General features: G+C 63.4%; 7 protein-coding genes. 6 read left to right on the top strand and 1 reads right to left on the bottom strand.

Going from position 1 to position 17,639, the window contains the following annotated elements; genetic code table 11:
* The first annotated feature begins 65 nt into the window (after positions 1-65).
* From BV071_RS32385 to BV071_RS02540, 4 genes are all read left to right on the top strand, one after another.
* Positions 66-6,068, top strand: coding sequence for an autotransporter-associated beta strand repeat-containing protein (locus tag BV071_RS32385; protein ID WP_052572787.1), 6,003 nt, complete (start codon positions 66-68; stop codon positions 6,066-6,068).
* 72 nt (positions 6,069-6,140) lie between these two features.
* Positions 6,141-8,921, top strand: a complete 2,781-nt coding sequence (locus tag BV071_RS02530; RefSeq protein ID WP_265593980.1) for a sensor histidine kinase — start codon at positions 6,141-6,143, stop codon at positions 8,919-8,921.
* An 18-nt stretch (positions 8,922-8,939) separates the two neighbouring features.
* The gene (locus BV071_RS02535) at positions 8,940-9,608 is read left to right on the top strand and encodes a response regulator transcription factor (RefSeq protein ID WP_035601524.1); all 669 of its coding nucleotides are present in this window, start codon (positions 8,940-8,942) and stop codon (positions 9,606-9,608) included.
* Between the two features lie 5 nt (positions 9,609-9,613).
* Positions 9,614-9,862 (top strand): hypothetical protein, encoded by a 249-nt coding sequence (locus BV071_RS02540; RefSeq protein ID WP_035601529.1) that lies wholly within the window; start codon positions 9,614-9,616, stop codon positions 9,860-9,862.
* Here the strand turns inward: BV071_RS02540 and can are convergent.
* Positions 9,859-10,458, bottom strand: coding sequence for a carbonate dehydratase (gene can, locus BV071_RS02545; protein ID WP_035601532.1), 600 nt, complete (start codon positions 10,456-10,458; stop codon positions 9,859-9,861). The two genes, BV071_RS02540 and can, sit on opposite strands and share 4 nt — an antisense overlap.
* 96 nt (positions 10,459-10,554) lie before the next feature.
* Between can and BV071_RS02550 the strand changes: the two genes are divergently transcribed.
* Together BV071_RS02550 and BV071_RS02555 are read left to right on the top strand one after the other, a co-directional pair.
* A complete protein-coding gene (locus BV071_RS02550) occupies positions 10,555-14,937 on the top strand; it encodes a glycoside hydrolase family 2 TIM barrel-domain containing protein (protein WP_265593981.1) in 4,383 nt (1,460 codons plus the stop codon).
* 128 nt (positions 14,938-15,065) lie between these two features.
* Positions 15,066-17,633, top strand: coding sequence for a LamG-like jellyroll fold domain-containing protein (locus tag BV071_RS02555; protein WP_265593982.1), 2,568 nt, complete (start codon positions 15,066-15,068; stop codon positions 17,631-17,633).
* Positions 17,634-17,639: the final 6 nt, after the last annotated feature.

Genomic DNA, 17,639 nt, shown 5'->3' on the forward strand with positions numbered 1-17,639 from the left:
CAAGCGCTGCGGTGTTCCCTCTCACGCAGCGGAATGGCCCAGCTCCCGGCCATCTGTCGAAACCCATGACCACGCGGCTCAACCCGAAAAGCGCCCTCGCCATCCTGATCTTCCTGGCATGCTGTGGCACCGCCTTTGCCCAGCGCCAGCTTGAGTCCCTCGGGCGCGGAGTCACGGCCATCCGCAAGAAAAGTCCGAACACGCAGGTCTATGTGAGCTGGCGTCTGCTCGGCAATGATCCGGAGGGTATCGCCTTCAATCTCTACCGCTCGGCCAATGGCACCGCGGCCGTGAAGCTGAACAACACGCCGCTCAGCACCACCACCGACTACACTGATACCCCGGCAAGCCTCTCCACCACCTCCTATACCTACACGGTGAAACCCGTGCTCGGCGGCGTCGAAGTACCCGACACTTACGCCCATCCGCAAAGCACGGGCGCCATCCTGCCCGCCAATCCGCCTGCCCGTCAGTATATCCCGATTCCGCTCCAGCCGACGCCCGATGGCGCGCACAAGGTGAAGTTTTGCTGGGTCGGCGATCTCGATGGGAACGGCGAATACGACTTCGTGGTGGATCGCTACAACCAGAATGTGGCCGACCAGCGGCAGTTCGTGGAGGCCTACAAGCGCGACGGGACCTTCCTGTGGCGGATGAACATGGGGCCTAACAGCACCAACCACTACAACATCGAGCCCGGCTCCTCGACCATCGGCATCGGCCATGGCGACAACATGACCGTCTATGACATGGATGGCGACGGCGTGGCCGAGGTGCTGATCCGCACCGCCAGTGGCGTGGTCTTCGGCGATGGCAACACGCTGGTCGAAGCGGATAGCCGCAAGCAGTTCCTTTCGGTCGTCAATGGCCTTACCGGCGCGGAGATAGCCCGCGCTCCGGTCCCGAATCCCTACCTCGCCGATGGCCCGCTGAATGGCCACATGGGGATCTTCTTCCCGGACGGCCGCCGCCCATCAGTGCTGCTTGCCGCCAAGAACCGCCGCGATGATGGCGGATTCCAAGGCCTGACCACCGTCTGGGACTACCGCGGCGGCGTGCTCTCCCAGCGTTGGAGCTACGATGCGGACACCCTGGACGAGCATGCGCCGGAAGGGCACCAGATCCGCATCGGCGATCCGGACAACGACGGCAAGGACGAGTTCATCGATATCGGCTACGGCATCGATGACAACGGCCTTCAGCTCTTCAACACCCCGGAAATCGTCCACGGCGACCGCTTCCACATGGGCGACATTGATCCGGACCGACCCGGACTGGAGACCTTCCTGATCCAGCAGAACAACGGCAGTGGACTCGCTACGGCTTTAATCGAGGCCGCTACCGGCAAGTTCATCCGCAAGTGGTATGCCGGTGGCGTGGTCGACGTCGGCCGCGGGGTGGCGGCAGACATCGATGCCAGCCAGAAGGGCTACGAAATGTTCTCCACCCAAGCCGGGATCTACAACGCCAAGGGCGAGCGGATCTATTCCACCCAGCCCTTTCCGCCCGAGGCGATCTGGTGGGATGGCAACCTGAGCCGTGAGTTCGTGGGGGTTCCCGGCAGCAGCGGTGAGTCGCCGACGGTGGACGGCTTCAATCCCGCCAGCCCCGGCGGCCTCGGTCGCATCCTCACCATCTACAACGACAGCGCAGCGCCAACCGGCAACTATCAGGCCTATGGCGGACGGCCGGCCTTCTGGGGTGACCTCTTCGGCGATTGGCGCGAGGAGATGCTGGTGGTTGCCAGCGACAACTCGGAACTGCGGATCTACACCACCGACACTCCGGCGACCACGCGGCTGTATACCCTGATGCACAACCCGCAGTATCGCAACCAGACGACGACCAAGGGTTACGTGCAGGCATCCTATGTGGATTACTACCTCGGGAACGGCATGACCCCGCCCCAGCCGCCGCCCGTGGTGCAAGCGGACCTCGTCTGGCGCGGCGGTGCAGGTGCCAGCACTTGGGACAATGGTACAACGGCTAGCTGGCAGGCGAATGGCTCTAACAGCACCTTCGCCGCGGGCAAGTCCGTCCGCTTCGACATCGCGGCCGACAACTCGACTCCCGTCCTGCTGAACGGCACGCTTCAACCCTCGGCATTCACGGTCTATTCGCCGAAGAACCAGAGCTTCGATGGCAGCAGCGGCGCCCTTGCTGGCACGATGAAGATGGTGAAGGCCGGCTCCGGTTCACTCACTCTCTCAGGTGCCCATAGCTTCAGCGGCAGCACCACTGTGTGGGACGGAGCCTTTATCCTGAACGGCAGTCTTCAACAAAGCCCCGTCACTGTCTGGGGCGGCACATGGGGTGGCAGTCTCACCGGTGGTATGAGTGGCGGCAGGATTGGGGGCACCGGCAACTTCGCCCAGCCCGTTGTCCTTGGCTATCGCGGTGGCTTGGTTCCGGGAAACGGAATGGGGAATGCAGGAACGCTTCAGCTCGGCGGCGGCCTAACAGCTCAAGATGGCTCTTATTTCGGCCTCGATCTTTCGACACCCGGCGCTGCCAACGATCTGGTGGCGATCACCGGCAATCTCAGCCTCAGTGGCAAGGTCGGCTTGGTGATCAAGTCCCCTAGCGGGGCGCCGCTACCACCGGGAAGCTACACCTTGATCACCTACACCGGAACGCTGAGCGGCAGCGTGTCGAACTTGGCCGCAACCGTTCCGCCTGGCACACCCTACGCGCTTAATGCTGGATCGGGAGCGGTCACGCTCACGGTGCCGGTCACACGGGTGCCTTCTGCCGTAACCTGGCGCGGTTCTGGCAATGCATGGGACCTCGCGTCGAGCCAGACATGGAAGCTCGGCGGGTCTGCTGACATCTTCGTTGCCGGCGATGCCGTTAGCTTCGATGACAGTGGCTCGGCGGCTCCTGCGGTCAGCTTGAGCGGCGTTCTGCCGGTTGGCTCCGTCGCGGTGAATTCCTCCGCGGATTACAGCTTCTCAGGCTCCGGCATCATCAGCGGCGGCGGCGGACTTACCAAGTCCGGGAGCGGCACGCTCACTGTGGATACCAACAATGACTACACGGGTGCCACTACGATCAATGGCGGCGTGCTCGCTGTTTCCTCCTTGGGCGATGCTGGCACTCCGAGTTCCATTGGCGCGGCCTCGGTCGGCGCTAGTAATCTCGTCATTAATGGCGGCACGCTGCGTCTCACCGGGCTGCAGACCAATACGAACCGCAGCCTCACGCTGGGCAGTTCCGGCGGCACTTTCGATATCGCGGTTGCGAGTAGTTCGATGCAGATCAGTGGCACGGCCACGGGCACTGGCAAGTTGACCAAGACCGGACCCGGCACCCTGATCCTGGCGAAGAACAATACTTACAGTGGCGGCACCCTCATCTCCTCTGGCACCATCTATCTTGCCGGCTCTACCGCGAACAGCTCGGCCCTAGGAACCGGCAGCGTCACCCTTTCCAGCGGCACTCTCACCATGGCCGATGTCCAGGCGAGCGAAACGGCGGCATGGAATCTGATCGTTCCTACAGGCGCAAGCGGCCGGCTCAATGCCGACGGTCGCTGCAGCTTGACCGGTAGTCTTACCGGCGGTGGCACCTTCGACTACTATACGCCCTATGTCCGCACCGACCTGAAAGGCAACTGGTCCGCCTTCAGCGGCCGGATCAACGTTCTCGGCGGCGGCGACGGCGGAGAAATGCGCATCAGCAACACCTTCGGTTACGGTGCCGCCGCCATCTCCGCGGGTGCCGATTGCTACATTTACTACAACGTCTCCAGCAGCAGCCCCACCCTCGATATCGGCGAGCTTTCCGGCGGCGCCAGTTCGGGACTCGGCGGCGGACCTACCGCCGGTCGCACGGTCACCTGGCGTGTCGGCGGCAAGAATACCGACGCCACTTTTGAAGGAGCGATCGTCAATGGCACCGGCACCACCGCGGTCACAAAGATCGGCTCCGGCACCTGGACTCTAGCAGGCGCATCCACCCACACCGGCGCGACGACCGTCAGCGCCGGGAGCCTGCGCTTGAATGGCAGCATCACCGGCAGCGCCGTGACGGTGCAAAGCGGAGCCGCCATTGGGGGCAGCGGCACCATCGCCGCGAATCTCTCGCTTCAAGCCGGCGCGATTATCGAGCACGACTCCACGCCACTCGCTGTCACCGGCAATCTCAGCTTTGGCGCGACTGCGGTGCTGCGTCCGGCGGCAGGCTACAATCCCGTGGCGGGCACCTACACCGTGCTCAGCTACACCGGGACTTTGAGCGGCACACCCGCCTTTACCTGGCTGGCTCCGCAGGGCTCCACCTTGGTCGCGACCTTCAGCACCATGACTCCGGGTGTTGTCACCATGACGCTTGCCCAGCAACCCGGCGGTAGCGGAGATCTCACCTGGACCGGCAGCGTCAACAGCCAATGGAATACCTCGACCGCCAACTGGACCAACGGGTCTGCTCCCGCGAGCTTTCTAACAGGAGCCACCGCGTCCTTCACTCAGGATGGAAATGCCACCACGCCGATCGACCTGGCGCAGGATCTGGAGCCTGACCACGTAATCATTGATGCCGCCAAGAACTACAGCTTCGCCGGCACGGGCAAAATCATCGGCAACGGCTCACTCACCAAGTCGGGCACCGGCACGCTTACCTTTGCGAACGCACACACCTACTCCGGTGGCACCTATCTGAATGCCGGGACTCTCGCCACCAGCACGGAGGCGGCCATGGCTACCATTGGCTCCGGCCCCATCATCTTCCAGGGCGGCGCACTCCAGCAGTTGGACAATTCCGCCACCTACAGCACTGCCAACTACGCCATGCAGGTCGCTGCCGGCCAAACGGGCACCCTGCGCTGTGATTCGCGCATGGATCTCAGCGGGACCCTGACCGGCGCTGGCACGCTCAATGTCTATGTCCCCTACGTCCGCTTCAAGACCTTGGCCGATTGGTCTGCATTCAGCGGCACGATCAACGTCACCACGGATGCAGATGGCGGGCTCTTCCGCCTTGCCCATACCGGTGGTCTCCCGGCGGCGACCCTCTCGCTGGCGGACAAGGCGGTGGCCCTCAGCTTCCTGAACTACACCCACACCCTGCCCATCGGCTGTCTCACCGGCTCCGCAGGCTCCGCCCTCTCCGGCAGTACTCCGGACAATAACAATCCGCCCGCCAATACCGTTGTCACTTGGCAGATCGGCGCGAAGAACCTCGATTCCACCTTTGCAGGAGTCATCCAAAACGGCAATGGCAGCAGCCGTACCGCGATCCAGAAGACCGGCAGCGCCGCGCTGACCCTCGCCGGGGTCAGCACCTATACCGGCCCCACGACCGTGAGCGCCGGGAAGCTGATCGTCACCGGATCGCTCGGAAGTACGACGACCACCGTGGAAAGCGGCGGGACCTTGGGTGGCAGCGGCACTATCGGCGGCACCGTCACCTGCCAAGGCACTCTCGCTCCTGTAGGCACCTTGACCCTCGCCGGTGGCCTCAATCTGGCCGCGAGCAGCAGCCTCAATTTTGATCTCGGCACTGTCCCTGACAAGATCGCGGTCACGGGTGACCTCACCTTGGCGGGCACCCTGCAAGTCGCCGCGCTCCCGGGCTTCGCCGCGGGGACCTACACGCTAATGACCTACACCGGCAGCCTCGACGATGAGTCGCTAGCGATCGGCACCCTGCCTCCGGGATACGAGGCCACGGTCAGCACCGCCACGGCGGGCCAGGTGCGCCTTGTCGTCACCCCGATCCTGACGCCCTTCGAGGAATGGCAGATCGAGCACTTCGGCAGCAGCAGCAACCCCGATGCTGCGCCTAGTGCCGACCCCGATGGCGACGGCACCAGCAACCAGATTGAATTCCGCCTCGGCTTGGACCCGAGGGACGCCAACTCCTCCTTCAAGGCAAGCGGCAGCCGGGGCCCCGGAGGATTCACCCTCACTTGGCCCTCCGCCCCGGGATTGGACTTCGAGGTCCGCCGCAGCGATACGCTGGGAGCTGACGACTGGGATCTGATCGGCAGCGTGGGCGGCACTGGTTCCTTTACCGATACGAACCCTCCTGCCGGATCCTGCTACTACCGGGTGCTTTTGCTTGAGTGAATGATGCCCCGCCCGGCAAAGCCCCTGCTTGCGGACTCTCGACAAGCTCTTCCGCTCCTTCAGACTGACTGCGTGCGGCTTGTCGTCCTCACCCTGCTCCTCTTTTTGCTGCGGCTCCCCGCCGTAGCGCAGGAGCGCGATTTGCTGGTGCGGATCTGGCAATCCGAGGATGGGCTGCCAGGCAACGTTGTCCGCTCGATCACCCAGTCTCCGGACGGCTATTTGTGGATCGCCACCGCGGAAGGCATCGCGCGCTTTGATGGCCTGGAATTCCAGCCGATCGAGCTCGACGGCGAACAGCGCCGCAACCGCTTCGCCTTCTGGCGGATCTTCGCCACCTCGAACAAGGATATCTGGGTCGCCACCTTCCAGGGCGGCCTCTTCCGCCTCCGCAGCGGCAAGTTCGAGCGGGTCCTGCCGGAGACTCGCCAACCGCGACCGCCCCTGGTCGCGCAGCTGATCGAGGACGAATCGCACACCATCTATTTCAAGCGCGGCACCGAGATCCACCGCATGGACGGCAATGCCGCACAGGAGGTCACCACGCCGTCTGAGCCGCTGCTCGCGCTCTTCGATGCCGATCTCAAGGCCCAAACCAATGGCGGTCGCCGCATCGACTCCGATACACCGCCGGCACTCACCGACCGCGAGGGACGCCACTGGTCTTCTGACAGCGAAGGCCGACTCGTCGTCTCCGCTCCGGGCAGCACGCCGATGGTGGTCACGATTCCCGGCAGCAGCACGCCCCTCGCATTCAGCGAGCTGTTGGAAGACAAGGAGGGCAATGTCTGGATCTCCAGCCCCATCAACGGCCTGGCACGAGTCCGGCCGAGCCGGGTCGACGTCCTCGACTTCAGCGATGGCTTGGCGGACAACGCGGTACTCGCCGTGATGCAGACCCGCAGCGGCGATTGGTGGATCGCCCACCGCCGCGGTGGCCTGACGCGCTGGACTCCGGAAAACGCCGAGCAAGTCGACGTCACGCCCAATCGCTCGATCGGCGCTCTCTTCGAGGATCGCGATGGCGTCCTCTGGGCCGCCTCCCGCGACGGCACCGTCTTTGCGCGCCGCGATGGCGAGTTCAAATCCCAGTTCGCGAAGACCCAGACCCCTTCGAAGGTCCGCGCCCTCGCCCAAGATCTTTCAGGCACCATCTGGTTCGCCGGCTCGCAAGGCTTGGCTTCCTACCAAAACGAGGTCGTCCGCCAATTCGGCCAAGAGGACGGATTGCCGGAAGCCGACCTCGCGACCATCTCTCCCGGTGCCCGCGGTAAGGACATCCTGGTCGGCACCATCGATGGCCGCGTTTACCGCGGTGATGCGAAGAACGGCTTCAAGCCCCTGGGCCAAACCGCCGACCTGGAACACCGCTGGATCTCCTCGATCCTCGCCAAGTCAGACAAGGAGATCTGGGCCACCACGCTCGGCAGCGGCCTGTTCCTGTGGAATGGCAAGACATGGCGGCAATTCGGAAGTGGCTATGGCATCCCCGACGAGCGCCTCACCTGCCTGGTCGATGACGGCCGCGGCCAGTTCTGGTTCGGCTCGCTTGGCGGCATCCTCCGCGCGAGCCGCAAGGAATTGTTAGAGCGGGCCTCGAAGCCGGATGCCCCCCTGCATTGGCTGCGCCTCGACCGCTCCGACGGCCTGCCCACACGAGAATGCATCGGCGGCTATCAACCGGCGGGCTGGCAGGGCAAGGACGGCTGGCTCTGGTTCCCGACCGGCAATGGCATCGTCCGAGTTCGTCCCGAATTGGTGGAAATCAACCGCGTGCCACCACCGGTCTATCTCAGCTCTGTGCGCGTCAACGGCGTGCAGCACGACGAAAGCAGCGCCCGCATCGAGGCCGGCCCCGGCGGATCGCGCGTCGAGTTCCGCTTCCTCGGCCTCGGCTTCAGCGCTCCGGAAAAGATCACCTACCGCGCACGCCTTGCCGGCCTTGATGACGATTGGCGCGAACTGGGCAACCAGCGCGTCGCCTCCTTCGAGGCGGTGCCGCCCGGCGACTATCACTTCGAAGTGATGGCTGTGAATGGCGATGGCGTGCCCAGCAACAGCCCCGCCACGCTTCGCCTGATCATCAGCCCGCATTTCTGGGAGACCACCTGGTTTGTCTCCACGATCAGCCTGCTGGTCCTTGCCATGGCCGCCGGCACCGGCTGGTTGCTGGCGCGCTCGCGCATGAAGCGGCGTATCGAGAAGCTCAGGATCCGCAATGCCCGCGAGGCCGAACGCGCGCGCATCGCCCGCGACCTGCACGACGACCTCGGCGCCAGCCTCACCGAGATCTCCATCCTCGCCGCGCTCGCTGCCGAGGACGCCGCCGATGGCCCCCTCCACCCGCCGCTCGACCAGCTTTCGACCAAGGCCAAGCACGTGGTAGGCAGCCTCGACGAAATCGTCTGGGCCGTGAACCCGCGCGAGGATACCCTCCGCTCACTGGTCGAATACATTGCCGCCTTTGCCCGCGAGTTCCTCGACATCGCCCGCATTCCCCTGCGCAGCGATGTGGCCCGCGAGATCCCCGAGCACCCCCTGGCTGCGGCAGAGCGCCACGGCATCTTCCTCGCCGCGCGCGAGGCCCTGAACAACATCGTCAAGCATTCCGGAGCCAGCGAGGTGAAGCTGCGCATTGCCCTCGAAGGCAGCCAGCTCGAGATCCACATCGAGGACAACGGCCGTGGCTTTCTCATGGATTACGCCCGCGGCAGTGGCGGCGATGGCCTCGGCAATCTCGACCGCCGCATGGCCGAGGCCGGCGGTAGCGTCCAGATTGAGACCGCCCGTGGCCAAGGCACCAAGGTCACCTTGATCCTTCCCTTGCTTGCCACCCCGCCCGGCGATTCCTAAACTCTCCAAAACCCATCCATGTCCAAGGAACCCACCACTGACGTCGCCATCGTCGAGGACAACGCCGCACTCGGAAACGGCCTGCGCAAGATCGTCGAGTCCGCGCCCGATTGCCGTTGCGTCGGCGTCTGGACCTCAGCCGAGGACGCCCTCAAAAAGATCGACGCCTTCCGCCCGCACGTCGTGCTGATGGACATCAACCTGCCCGGCATGTCGGGCATCGAAGCCACCGCGCGCGTCAAGCAGCACCTCCCCGAGGTCCAGGTCATCATGGTCACCGTCTACCGGGACCACGACAAGATCTTCGCGGCTCTCAAGGCCGGAGCCTCCGGCTATCTCCTGAAGCGCTCGACCCCTGCCGATGTCCGCGATGCCATCCGCGACGTCCGCTCCGGAGGTGCCCCGATGAGCGCGGAGATCGCCCGCCGCGTGGTAGAAGCCTTCCACCAGCCCATCAAGACCGAGCCCGCCGCCGACGAAGTCAAACTCTCCAAGCGCGAGACCGAGATTCTCGAACTCCTCTGCGAAGGCCTCGCCAACAAGGAAATCGCCGATCGCCTCGACATCTCCGTCGAGACCGTCCGCGTGCATCTCAAGCACGTCTACGAGAAGCTCCACGTCCGTTCCCGCACCGAGGCGGCCATGAAGTTCCGCGACTCCCGCGAGGAACCGCGCTTTCCGATTTAAGCCCGATGGCAGACCCCGAACAACCGATCTGGACCGGCGACCTCGACGATGACTGCACCGCCATCTGGGATGGCCTGATGCTTCGCGCCGAGGAGATGGACAAGGATCAATGGTGGTGGGCCGTCATGCACGAAGCCACGAGCGCGGAGATCGGCTCATCCAACGACGATCCGCGCGTCTGCAGCTCCGGCGCAAGCGCACGCCAGCGCGCCGAGCAATGCGCCCGGGACTTCCTGGCTGAAAACCGAGCCTAGGAAGCCGGCGTGATCGGATCGTTCAGCACGCTGATCCGCCCGGTATCCAGACGGTAGATCCAGCTATGGATCTCCAGTGGCTGCCCGCGGTCCCACGCGTCTTCCACGATCGTCGTGCGCGCCAGGTTCGCGGCGTTCTTCATCACGTTCAGCTCGCACAGGCGGTCCACCGCCAGCTCGTGTTCCAGTGCTCCCAGCTCGGCTTCATTCCGCCGCGCTGTGTTCTGGATGTGCCGCAGCCAGTTATCCACCACGCCGTGCCGCTGGTTCTCCAGTGCCGCGCGCACGCCGCCGCAGCCGTAGTGGCCGACAACGAGCACGTGCTTCACCTTCAGCACGTCCACCGCGAATTGAAGCACGCTCAGCAGGTTGAAGTCCGTCTGCACCACCACGTTCGCAATGTTGCGGTGCACGAAGACCTCACCGGGCGCGAGACCCGTGATCTGATTGGCAGGCACCCGGCTGTCCGAGCACCCGATCCACAGGTATTCCGGACTTTGTTGCCGGGCCAGCCGCGCAAAGAAATCCGGGTCTTCCGCGATCTGGGCTTCCGCCCACTGACGGTTGTTTTCGAGCAGGTGCTTGAGAGATCCCATCGGCGGCGATCAATGCCCCCGGACAAGGCTCTTGTCCACTCCTTAGCGTGAATGCTTGCCGAATGGCGCGAAGCGACTCAGAATTACTTTCTCGCCATGAAAATGACATTATTGGCAACCATCGGGCTTCTAGCAGCTTTCCCTGCTTCCGCCCAAGACGCCCCTACCGGCCAAGAGTGGCAGCAGGAGCAGAACCTCTCCCTCCATAAGGAAAAGCCGCGCGCCAGCTTCGCCTCCTTTCCCGATCACGCCTCGGCCCAAGCCGTGGTCCGCGAGAAGTCCCCCTTCTTCCAGTCCCTCGATGGCCCGTGGAAGTTCCATTGGGTTGGCAATCCCTCCGAGCGCCCCGCCGATTTCTACAAGCCGGACTTCGATGTCTCCACGTGGAAGGACATTCTCGTGCCCTCAAGCTGGCAGCTCGAGGGCTACGACACCCCCATCTACTCGAACCAATCCTATACCTTCAAGCGCGACTGGCCGAAGGTCATGGGTGAGCCCCCGAAGGATTGGCCTGCGTTCAAGGATCGCAACCCCGTCGGCAGTTACCGCCGGACCTTCACCATCCCGGCAAACTGGGATGGCAAGGAGGTCTTCGCGAACTTCGATGGCGTCGACTCCTTCTTCTACCTCTGGGTCAACGGCCAGTACATCGGCTTCAGCAAGGATAGCCGCACCCTCGCCGCCTTCAATATCACCAAGGCCCTCAAGCCCGGGGAAAACGTCATTGCCGCGGAAGTTTACCGATACTCGGATGGCAGCTACTTGGAGTGCCAGGACATGTGGCGCCTCAGCGGGATCTTTCGCAGCGTCTATCTGAATGCCACGCCGAAATTCCAGATCCGCGATGTCTTCGCACTGCCGGATCTCGATGCGAATTACAAGGACGGCACTCTCAAGGTCGTCACCAAGATCCGCAATCTAGGTGCGACCGAGGCTGCCACGCCACAGCTCGCGCTCTCGCTCATCGACGCCCAAGGCAAAGTGGTTGCAAAGAGCGAGGTCGGCCCCGGCGAAGAACAGATCACGCCCGCGGGTCAAGAGGACGATATATCCGCGAAGCTTGAGCTCACGAATCCTCTCAAGTGGACCGCGGAAACCCCGAACCTCTATACACTCGTTATCGAGAGCCAGAGCCGGACCGGCCAAGGCGTTATCGAGGCCGTCTCGCTTCGCACCGGCTTCCGCAAGGTGGAGATCAAGGACGGCCGCTACCTCATCAATGGCCAACCCGTGAAGCTCAAGGGCACCAATCGCCACGAGATGGAGCCGGATACCGGTCACGCCGTCAGCCGCGAGCGCATGATGCAGGACATCGTCCGGCTCAAGGAGGCAAACATCAACCATGTCCGCACCTGCCACTATCCGAACGATCCCTACTGGTATGAGCTCTGCGACATCTACGGCATCTACCTGATGGACGAGGCGAACATCGAGTCGCACGGCTACTACTACGGGGACCAATCCCTCTCCCATCCGCCGGAGTGGAAGGCTGCGCATGTCGATCGAGTGGTGAACATGGTCCAGCGCGACAAGAACCACCCCTCCGTGATCTTCTGGTCGCTCGGCAATGAAGCCGGCCCCGGCAAGAACTTCCAGGCCGCGCACGATGCCCTCAAGGCCATCGACACCTCGCGTCCCGACCACTACGAGCGCAACAACAAGATTCCGGACGTGGATAGCACCATGTATCCCGGTGTCGATTGGGTCGCCTCCCTCGCCGCGCAAAAGGGCCGCACCAAGCCCTTCTACATCTGCGAGTATGCCCACACCATGAACAACGCGATGGGCAACCTGGACGACTACTGGCAGGCCATCGACTCCAGCGACAATATCATCGGCGCCTCGATCTGGGAGTGGCAGGACCAGTCGATCTACGCCAAGGAAGTCGATGGCAAGGTCACGGTCGATCTCGCCCGCGGCAAACCGGAGCCCGGCGTGAAGAAGTTCGAGGCCTACGGCGGCAACTTCGGGGACAAGCCGAACGACGGCCTCTTCATCCTCAAGGGCGTGGTCTTCGCCAACCGCGATCCCAAGCCCGCCTTCGCCGAGGTGAAGCGCGTCTATCAGGACATCGTGGTCACCTCGAAGGAGCCCTCCTCCAACCGCGTGGAGGTCTTCAACAAATACTTCTTCCGCAATCTCTCCGACTTCGACATCCGCTGGTCCCTCAGCGAGAACGGCAAGCAGATCGATGAAGGCAGCTTGCCGCCACTCGACCTCGCCCCGCGCCAAAAGACGGAACTCGTCATTCCCCTCAAGAAGATCGAGCGCGTCGCCATGAACGACTACGCCCTGCGCGTCTCCTTCCACCTGAAGGAAGACACCGCCTGGCAAAAGAAAGGCTACGAGGTTGCCGCCTCCCAGATCATCGCGCCGCGTACCTCGCGCCCCGAGGTCTCCATGCAGGTGAAGAACAGCGGCCTTCAAGTGGAGGACAAGGAAGGCCTCATCACGGTGAGCGGGGGCAACCTCGTTTCTCCCCGCAACGGCCTCAAGGCAGTCTTCGACCGCAAGACCGGCGGACTGGTTTCGCTCAACTCCGGGGATACGGAGCTTCCGAATACCGGCCTCCATGCCTTCCGTGCCTTCACCGACAACGACAAGTGGACCGCCAATGCCTGGTTTGGCAATGGTCTGCACACGCTCGCCGACAAGGCCACCGAAGTCAGCATCGATAAGGCCTCATCGGGCGACTACATCCGGATCATCGCCAAGGTCAGGTCCCAAGGCCAGACCGCCGACAAGGTCCCCGAGCAAAACAGCGGCTTCCACCGCATCGTGAAGGGCGCGCCGATTCCGGAGAATGGCTTCCACTTCGAGAGCACCTTTGCCTGGACCATCTTCCCCGGCGGCATCCTCTCCTTCGATTCCGTCGGCTACGGCGTCGGCCCCTCGATCGTGTTGCCCGCCATCGGGCAGGAGCTGCACTTCCAGCCGGAGCTCAATCGCTTCACCTGGTATGGCCGCGGCCCCGGCGAGAACTACCCGGACCGCAAGACCGGCTCTGACCTCGGCCTCTACTCGGCCGGCATCAAGGACCTCTTCGTCCCCTACCCGAAGCCCATGGACATGGCCAATCATGAGGATGTGCGCTGGTGTGCCATCGCTGATGAGAAGGGCCGCGGCTATGCGATCGCTTCTCGCAGCGGCAGCATGTCCGCCGCTGCGCTCCCATGGACCGCCATGGATTTGCTCCAGGCCCGCCATCCACAGGACCTGCCAGCGACCAAGCGCAGCGTGCTCACCCTTTCAGATCGCGTGCTTGGTCTCGGCGGAGCTAGCTGCGGGCCCATCCCCATGGAGCGCGACATCGTGCGCTCGGATGCCTATCGCTTCGGCTACACTCTCTTCACCCTCGGCAGCCAGGACTCCGCGGCCCAGCTCGGCAACCTCGATGTCCCGGTCGTCGCTCCGGTCCTGATCCAGCGCAACCGCAGCGGCCGCATCGTGCTCGACACTCCCACCGCGGACGCGCGGATCAGCTACCGCGTCAATGGCGGCAACTGGCAAACGTGGAAAGATCCTTTCGTCCTGAAGCAAGCAGGCACGGTCGAAGCCAAGGCGGAGAAGGAAGGCAAACTGCCAGCGCCGCCCACTTCCCGCGACTTCCCCTACAGCCTGCCGAAGGACTCCTGGAAGATCGTCAAAGCCGACAGCGAGCAGAAGGACGAAGGCGAAGCCACCAATGCCATCGATGGCAAGCCGGACACCTACTGGCACACCCAGTGGCAGGCTGGTTCACCCCGCCCGCCGCATGAACTGGTCATCGATCTCGGCATGAAGGCCGAGCTCTCCGGGATCACCGTGCTGCCACGGCAAGAGCAAGAGAACGGCCGTATCGGCGAATACGAGGTCTTCACCAGTCTGGATGGAGCCGCCTGGAGCAGCGCTGCCAAAGGCAAGTTCAGCGGTGGACAGGGACTCGAGCGCGTGAACTTCGACAAGCCCCGCGAAGCAAAGTTCGTTAAACTCGTCGCGCTCAGCGAGATTAAGAACAACCCGTGGTCCGCAGTCGCGGAGTTCGATGTCATCGCCACCCGCTCCCTCGAAGCGCCGCAAGCCCGCGATGAATGGTCGATTCTCAAGGCCAGCAGCGAGCAAGCCGGCGAAGGCGAGGCCGACCATCTCATCGACGGCAAGCCCGGCACCTTCTGGCACACCCAGTATGGACTCTTCCTCGCCAAGCACCCGCATGAGGTCATCGTCGATCTCGGCAAATCCCAGAAGCTCTCCGCCATGAGCGTCCTGCCACGCCAGGACAGCCGCAACGGCCGCATCAAGGGCTACACCGTTCAGTCCAGCGAAGACGGAAACACGTGGAGCGATCCCATCGCCAGCGGCGACCTGCCCGACGATGCCCAGCTCCACCAGATCCCCTTCAAGCAGGCCACCACTGCCCGCTTCATCAAGTTCACCGCCCTCAGCGCCCACGATGGCGATGACTTTGCCACCGCGGCGGAGTTCGACTTCATCCGCTAGGTTCAAGTTCCCCTGACCAAGCGGGGTGCAGCCTGACAGTCAGGTGCGTGCTTGGCGGACAACCGAGGGCGCGTACGCGGTACGGCCTATTCTCACGCGGTCTTGTTACCGCTAGGTTGACTGTCATCATGCACCCACTTTTGCACCGGTTTCGGCCTGCGGCAGGCCTTTTGGCGTGCCTTCTCGCGATCCCCGCGGCTCGCGCCGACCTCGCGAACCCGAAGGGGTTGTGGCAGCTCAACGGAAATCTGAAAGGCAGCCAGCCCGCCTACCCGGCGATGGTCCCCACCGGCTTGAGCACCCCGACTGATTACGGTTTTGCCACTGACGCCGAGGGCTACGGCTATCTCCAGACCCAGCCCTTCAGCAGCCCGGGCAAGCGCCTGTCGATTTCCCACCTCGCCGGACCCAATGGCGGTTCCGGGGCCACCCGGAGCAACCAATGGACCATCGTGATGGACGTGAAGTTCGACTCCTTCTCGCCCTACGCCGGATTCCTGCAACTCGATCCCGACAACACCACCGACGTGTCCTTTTACGTCCAGGCAGTCAATGCGGACCAAGGCACGATCTATGCACCCGGCAGCGCGCTCAGCTGGGGCGGAGCCATCACCCGCGGGGTGTGGCATCGACTGGCGCTCACCTGCTCTAACAACGGCGCGGGCGGAGCGACAACGCTGCGCTGCTACGTGAACGGCTCCCAGAGCGGCTTGGATGTGCCCTCGTCCTTCAATGGCCCGGCCACGCTCGCCTCCACCTTCCATCTTTTCACCGACGAGAATCAGGAACTAGGACCCGCGAAACTCGGCAGCCTGGGTTTCTGGAACGAAGCGCTGAGCGCCGCTGATATTTCGAAGCTCGGCGGCCCCACGCCTGCGGGCATCAGCGGCTACCTCCTCGCCTATCCGGCAGCACCCTCGGCCTGGGGCACGTGGAACGTGGACACCTACTATGGCTTCACTCCGGGCCACGTCTCCGCCGCCACCGATCCGGATGGGCGGCTGCGCATGGCTTTCATCAATTCGCGCGCTCCGCTTTCAGGGAACAACAACTTCCGCAGGCAGGCCCTGATGTTCAGCTATCGGCGCGCTTCAGGCGGCTTCGTGCAGGCCGAAACCGCGAGTCTCTCCAACGGCTTCGCTCCCGGCACTCCTAACAATTCCAACATCGACGACGACTACGCCTATCTGAATATCCTGGACTATCCGCTGCGCACCAAGATGGGCGTCGTCGAGAGCGGCACTGGCATGACCGTCCGGTCCTGCTTCATTGGCGAGAGCCGTATCGACGGGAACACGACGACCCAGCACTACGTCTTCGCAGGCTCGCCCGCGCCCTTCCCTTACTTTCCGCGCAAGCCGTGGGGAAGCTCGGCATGGAACTATCACCATGACTTGCAGGCGAGTGAAACGATCGCTCCGGGCGTAGCCGTGAGTGCCGCTGGCACGGTGAGCACCTTGGCAGTCGCCCCGAATAGCCAGCGCGTGCTGAACCTCAACTCGAGCTACGAACTCGGTGCCACCACGCTGAATGCAACTACCACTTACGATTTCAGCCAGGGAATCTTCAACTCGATCGGCCGCGTCCACTCCATCGACCAAGCCATCACCGATGATGGGAAGGACTGTTACTACCTGGTCAATACCTCGCTACAGGATCCCTCCGTCAGCCCTTACCAGGTCCGCTCTGCCTTGGCCGTAGTTCATCAAAATCTGAGCAGCCCGACCACCCTGGGGCAGAAATACAGCACCATCGTCGCCAGCTCTAACAACTCCTCCACGACCGTCGGCATCGACTCCGTGCTGGCTTACCCGAAGATCCTCCTCACGCACGGGACGGGCGAGCCGAAGTGGGTGATCGGGCTGAACACCAAGACCCAAAACCCGATGGTCTTCAAGCGCCGCATCCCGATCCCGGATGAAGCGGGAGCCAACACGGTCGAGGAACGCCGCATCGCCGGCGGTTATGAAGAAAGGGTCTTCCTGGGTTTCTCGACTGGCGGTTGCGATGCCGCGCTCGACGGCTTGGACCGCCTGCATCTGGTGTTCTGGTATCCCGGCTCTCAGGAGCTGGTCTATTATCGAGAGAGGGCTGATGGCAACTTCGACACGGTCAATATGCCGGTGGTCGCGAGCGGTCCACCTGCCATCGCCATCGGTCCCGGCGATTACCCCTATATTGTTTTCCCCGGCGCGGATTCCGGGAACCCGAGCGAGGACTCGCCGCTGGTCATCACCGTGCCGCCGGGCCTGATCAATGCCTACAAAGGCGACCATGAAGACCGCGACGGCGACGGGCGCCCCGGCCTGATTGAATTGGCGCAAGGCAGCAGCGACCTCTCCGCGGAGACCGGAGCCGCCTTCAATCAACTGCGCTTGATTCCCGCGCTCGCCACGACCAGCCCGGGGGTGCAGAAATTCGAAGGGGCCTTCCGGCTGCGCTACAATAGCATTCGCGACCCCGGCACTGCGACCCCGGTCTGGTATCAGGCTGATGGGCCGGACAGCCTGCAGATCCAGCTCGAGTATTCCTACAATCAGATGCAGAGCTGGTTCACTGGCGGCTTTACCCTTTCGGACGAATTCTCGCTCAACAATACCGCACGTTTCGTGACGGTGAGGGACACGGTCACCACCACGCAGCAACCGAGGGCACTCTACCGGTTACGGGTGCTGCGAATTCCCGGCAAGCCCTGAACAACC

The sequence above is a fragment of the Haloferula sp. BvORR071 genome (genome assembly GCF_000739615.1).
Lineage (GTDB): Bacteria > Verrucomicrobiota > Verrucomicrobiia > Verrucomicrobiales > Akkermansiaceae > Haloferula.

Excerpts from the sequence above, each read along its gene's own strand:
- BV071_RS02550 (WP_265593981.1), top strand. The coding sequence starts at position 10,555 with ATGAAAATGACATTATTGGCAACCATCGGGCTTCTAGCAGCTTTCCCT.
- BV071_RS32385 (WP_052572787.1), top strand. The coding sequence starts at position 66 with ATGACCACGCGGCTCAACCCGAAAAGCGCCCTCGCCATCCTGATCTTC.
- BV071_RS02555 (WP_265593982.1), top strand. The coding sequence starts at position 15,066 with ATGCACCCACTTTTGCACCGGTTTCGGCCTGCGGCAGGCCTTTTGGCG.
- can (WP_035601532.1), bottom strand. The coding sequence starts at position 10,458 with ATGGGATCTCTCAAGCACCTGCTCGAAAACAACCGTCAGTGGGCGGAA.
- BV071_RS02540 (WP_035601529.1), top strand. The coding sequence starts at position 9,614 with ATGGCAGACCCCGAACAACCGATCTGGACCGGCGACCTCGACGATGAC.
- BV071_RS02535 (WP_035601524.1), top strand. The coding sequence starts at position 8,940 with ATGTCCAAGGAACCCACCACTGACGTCGCCATCGTCGAGGACAACGCC.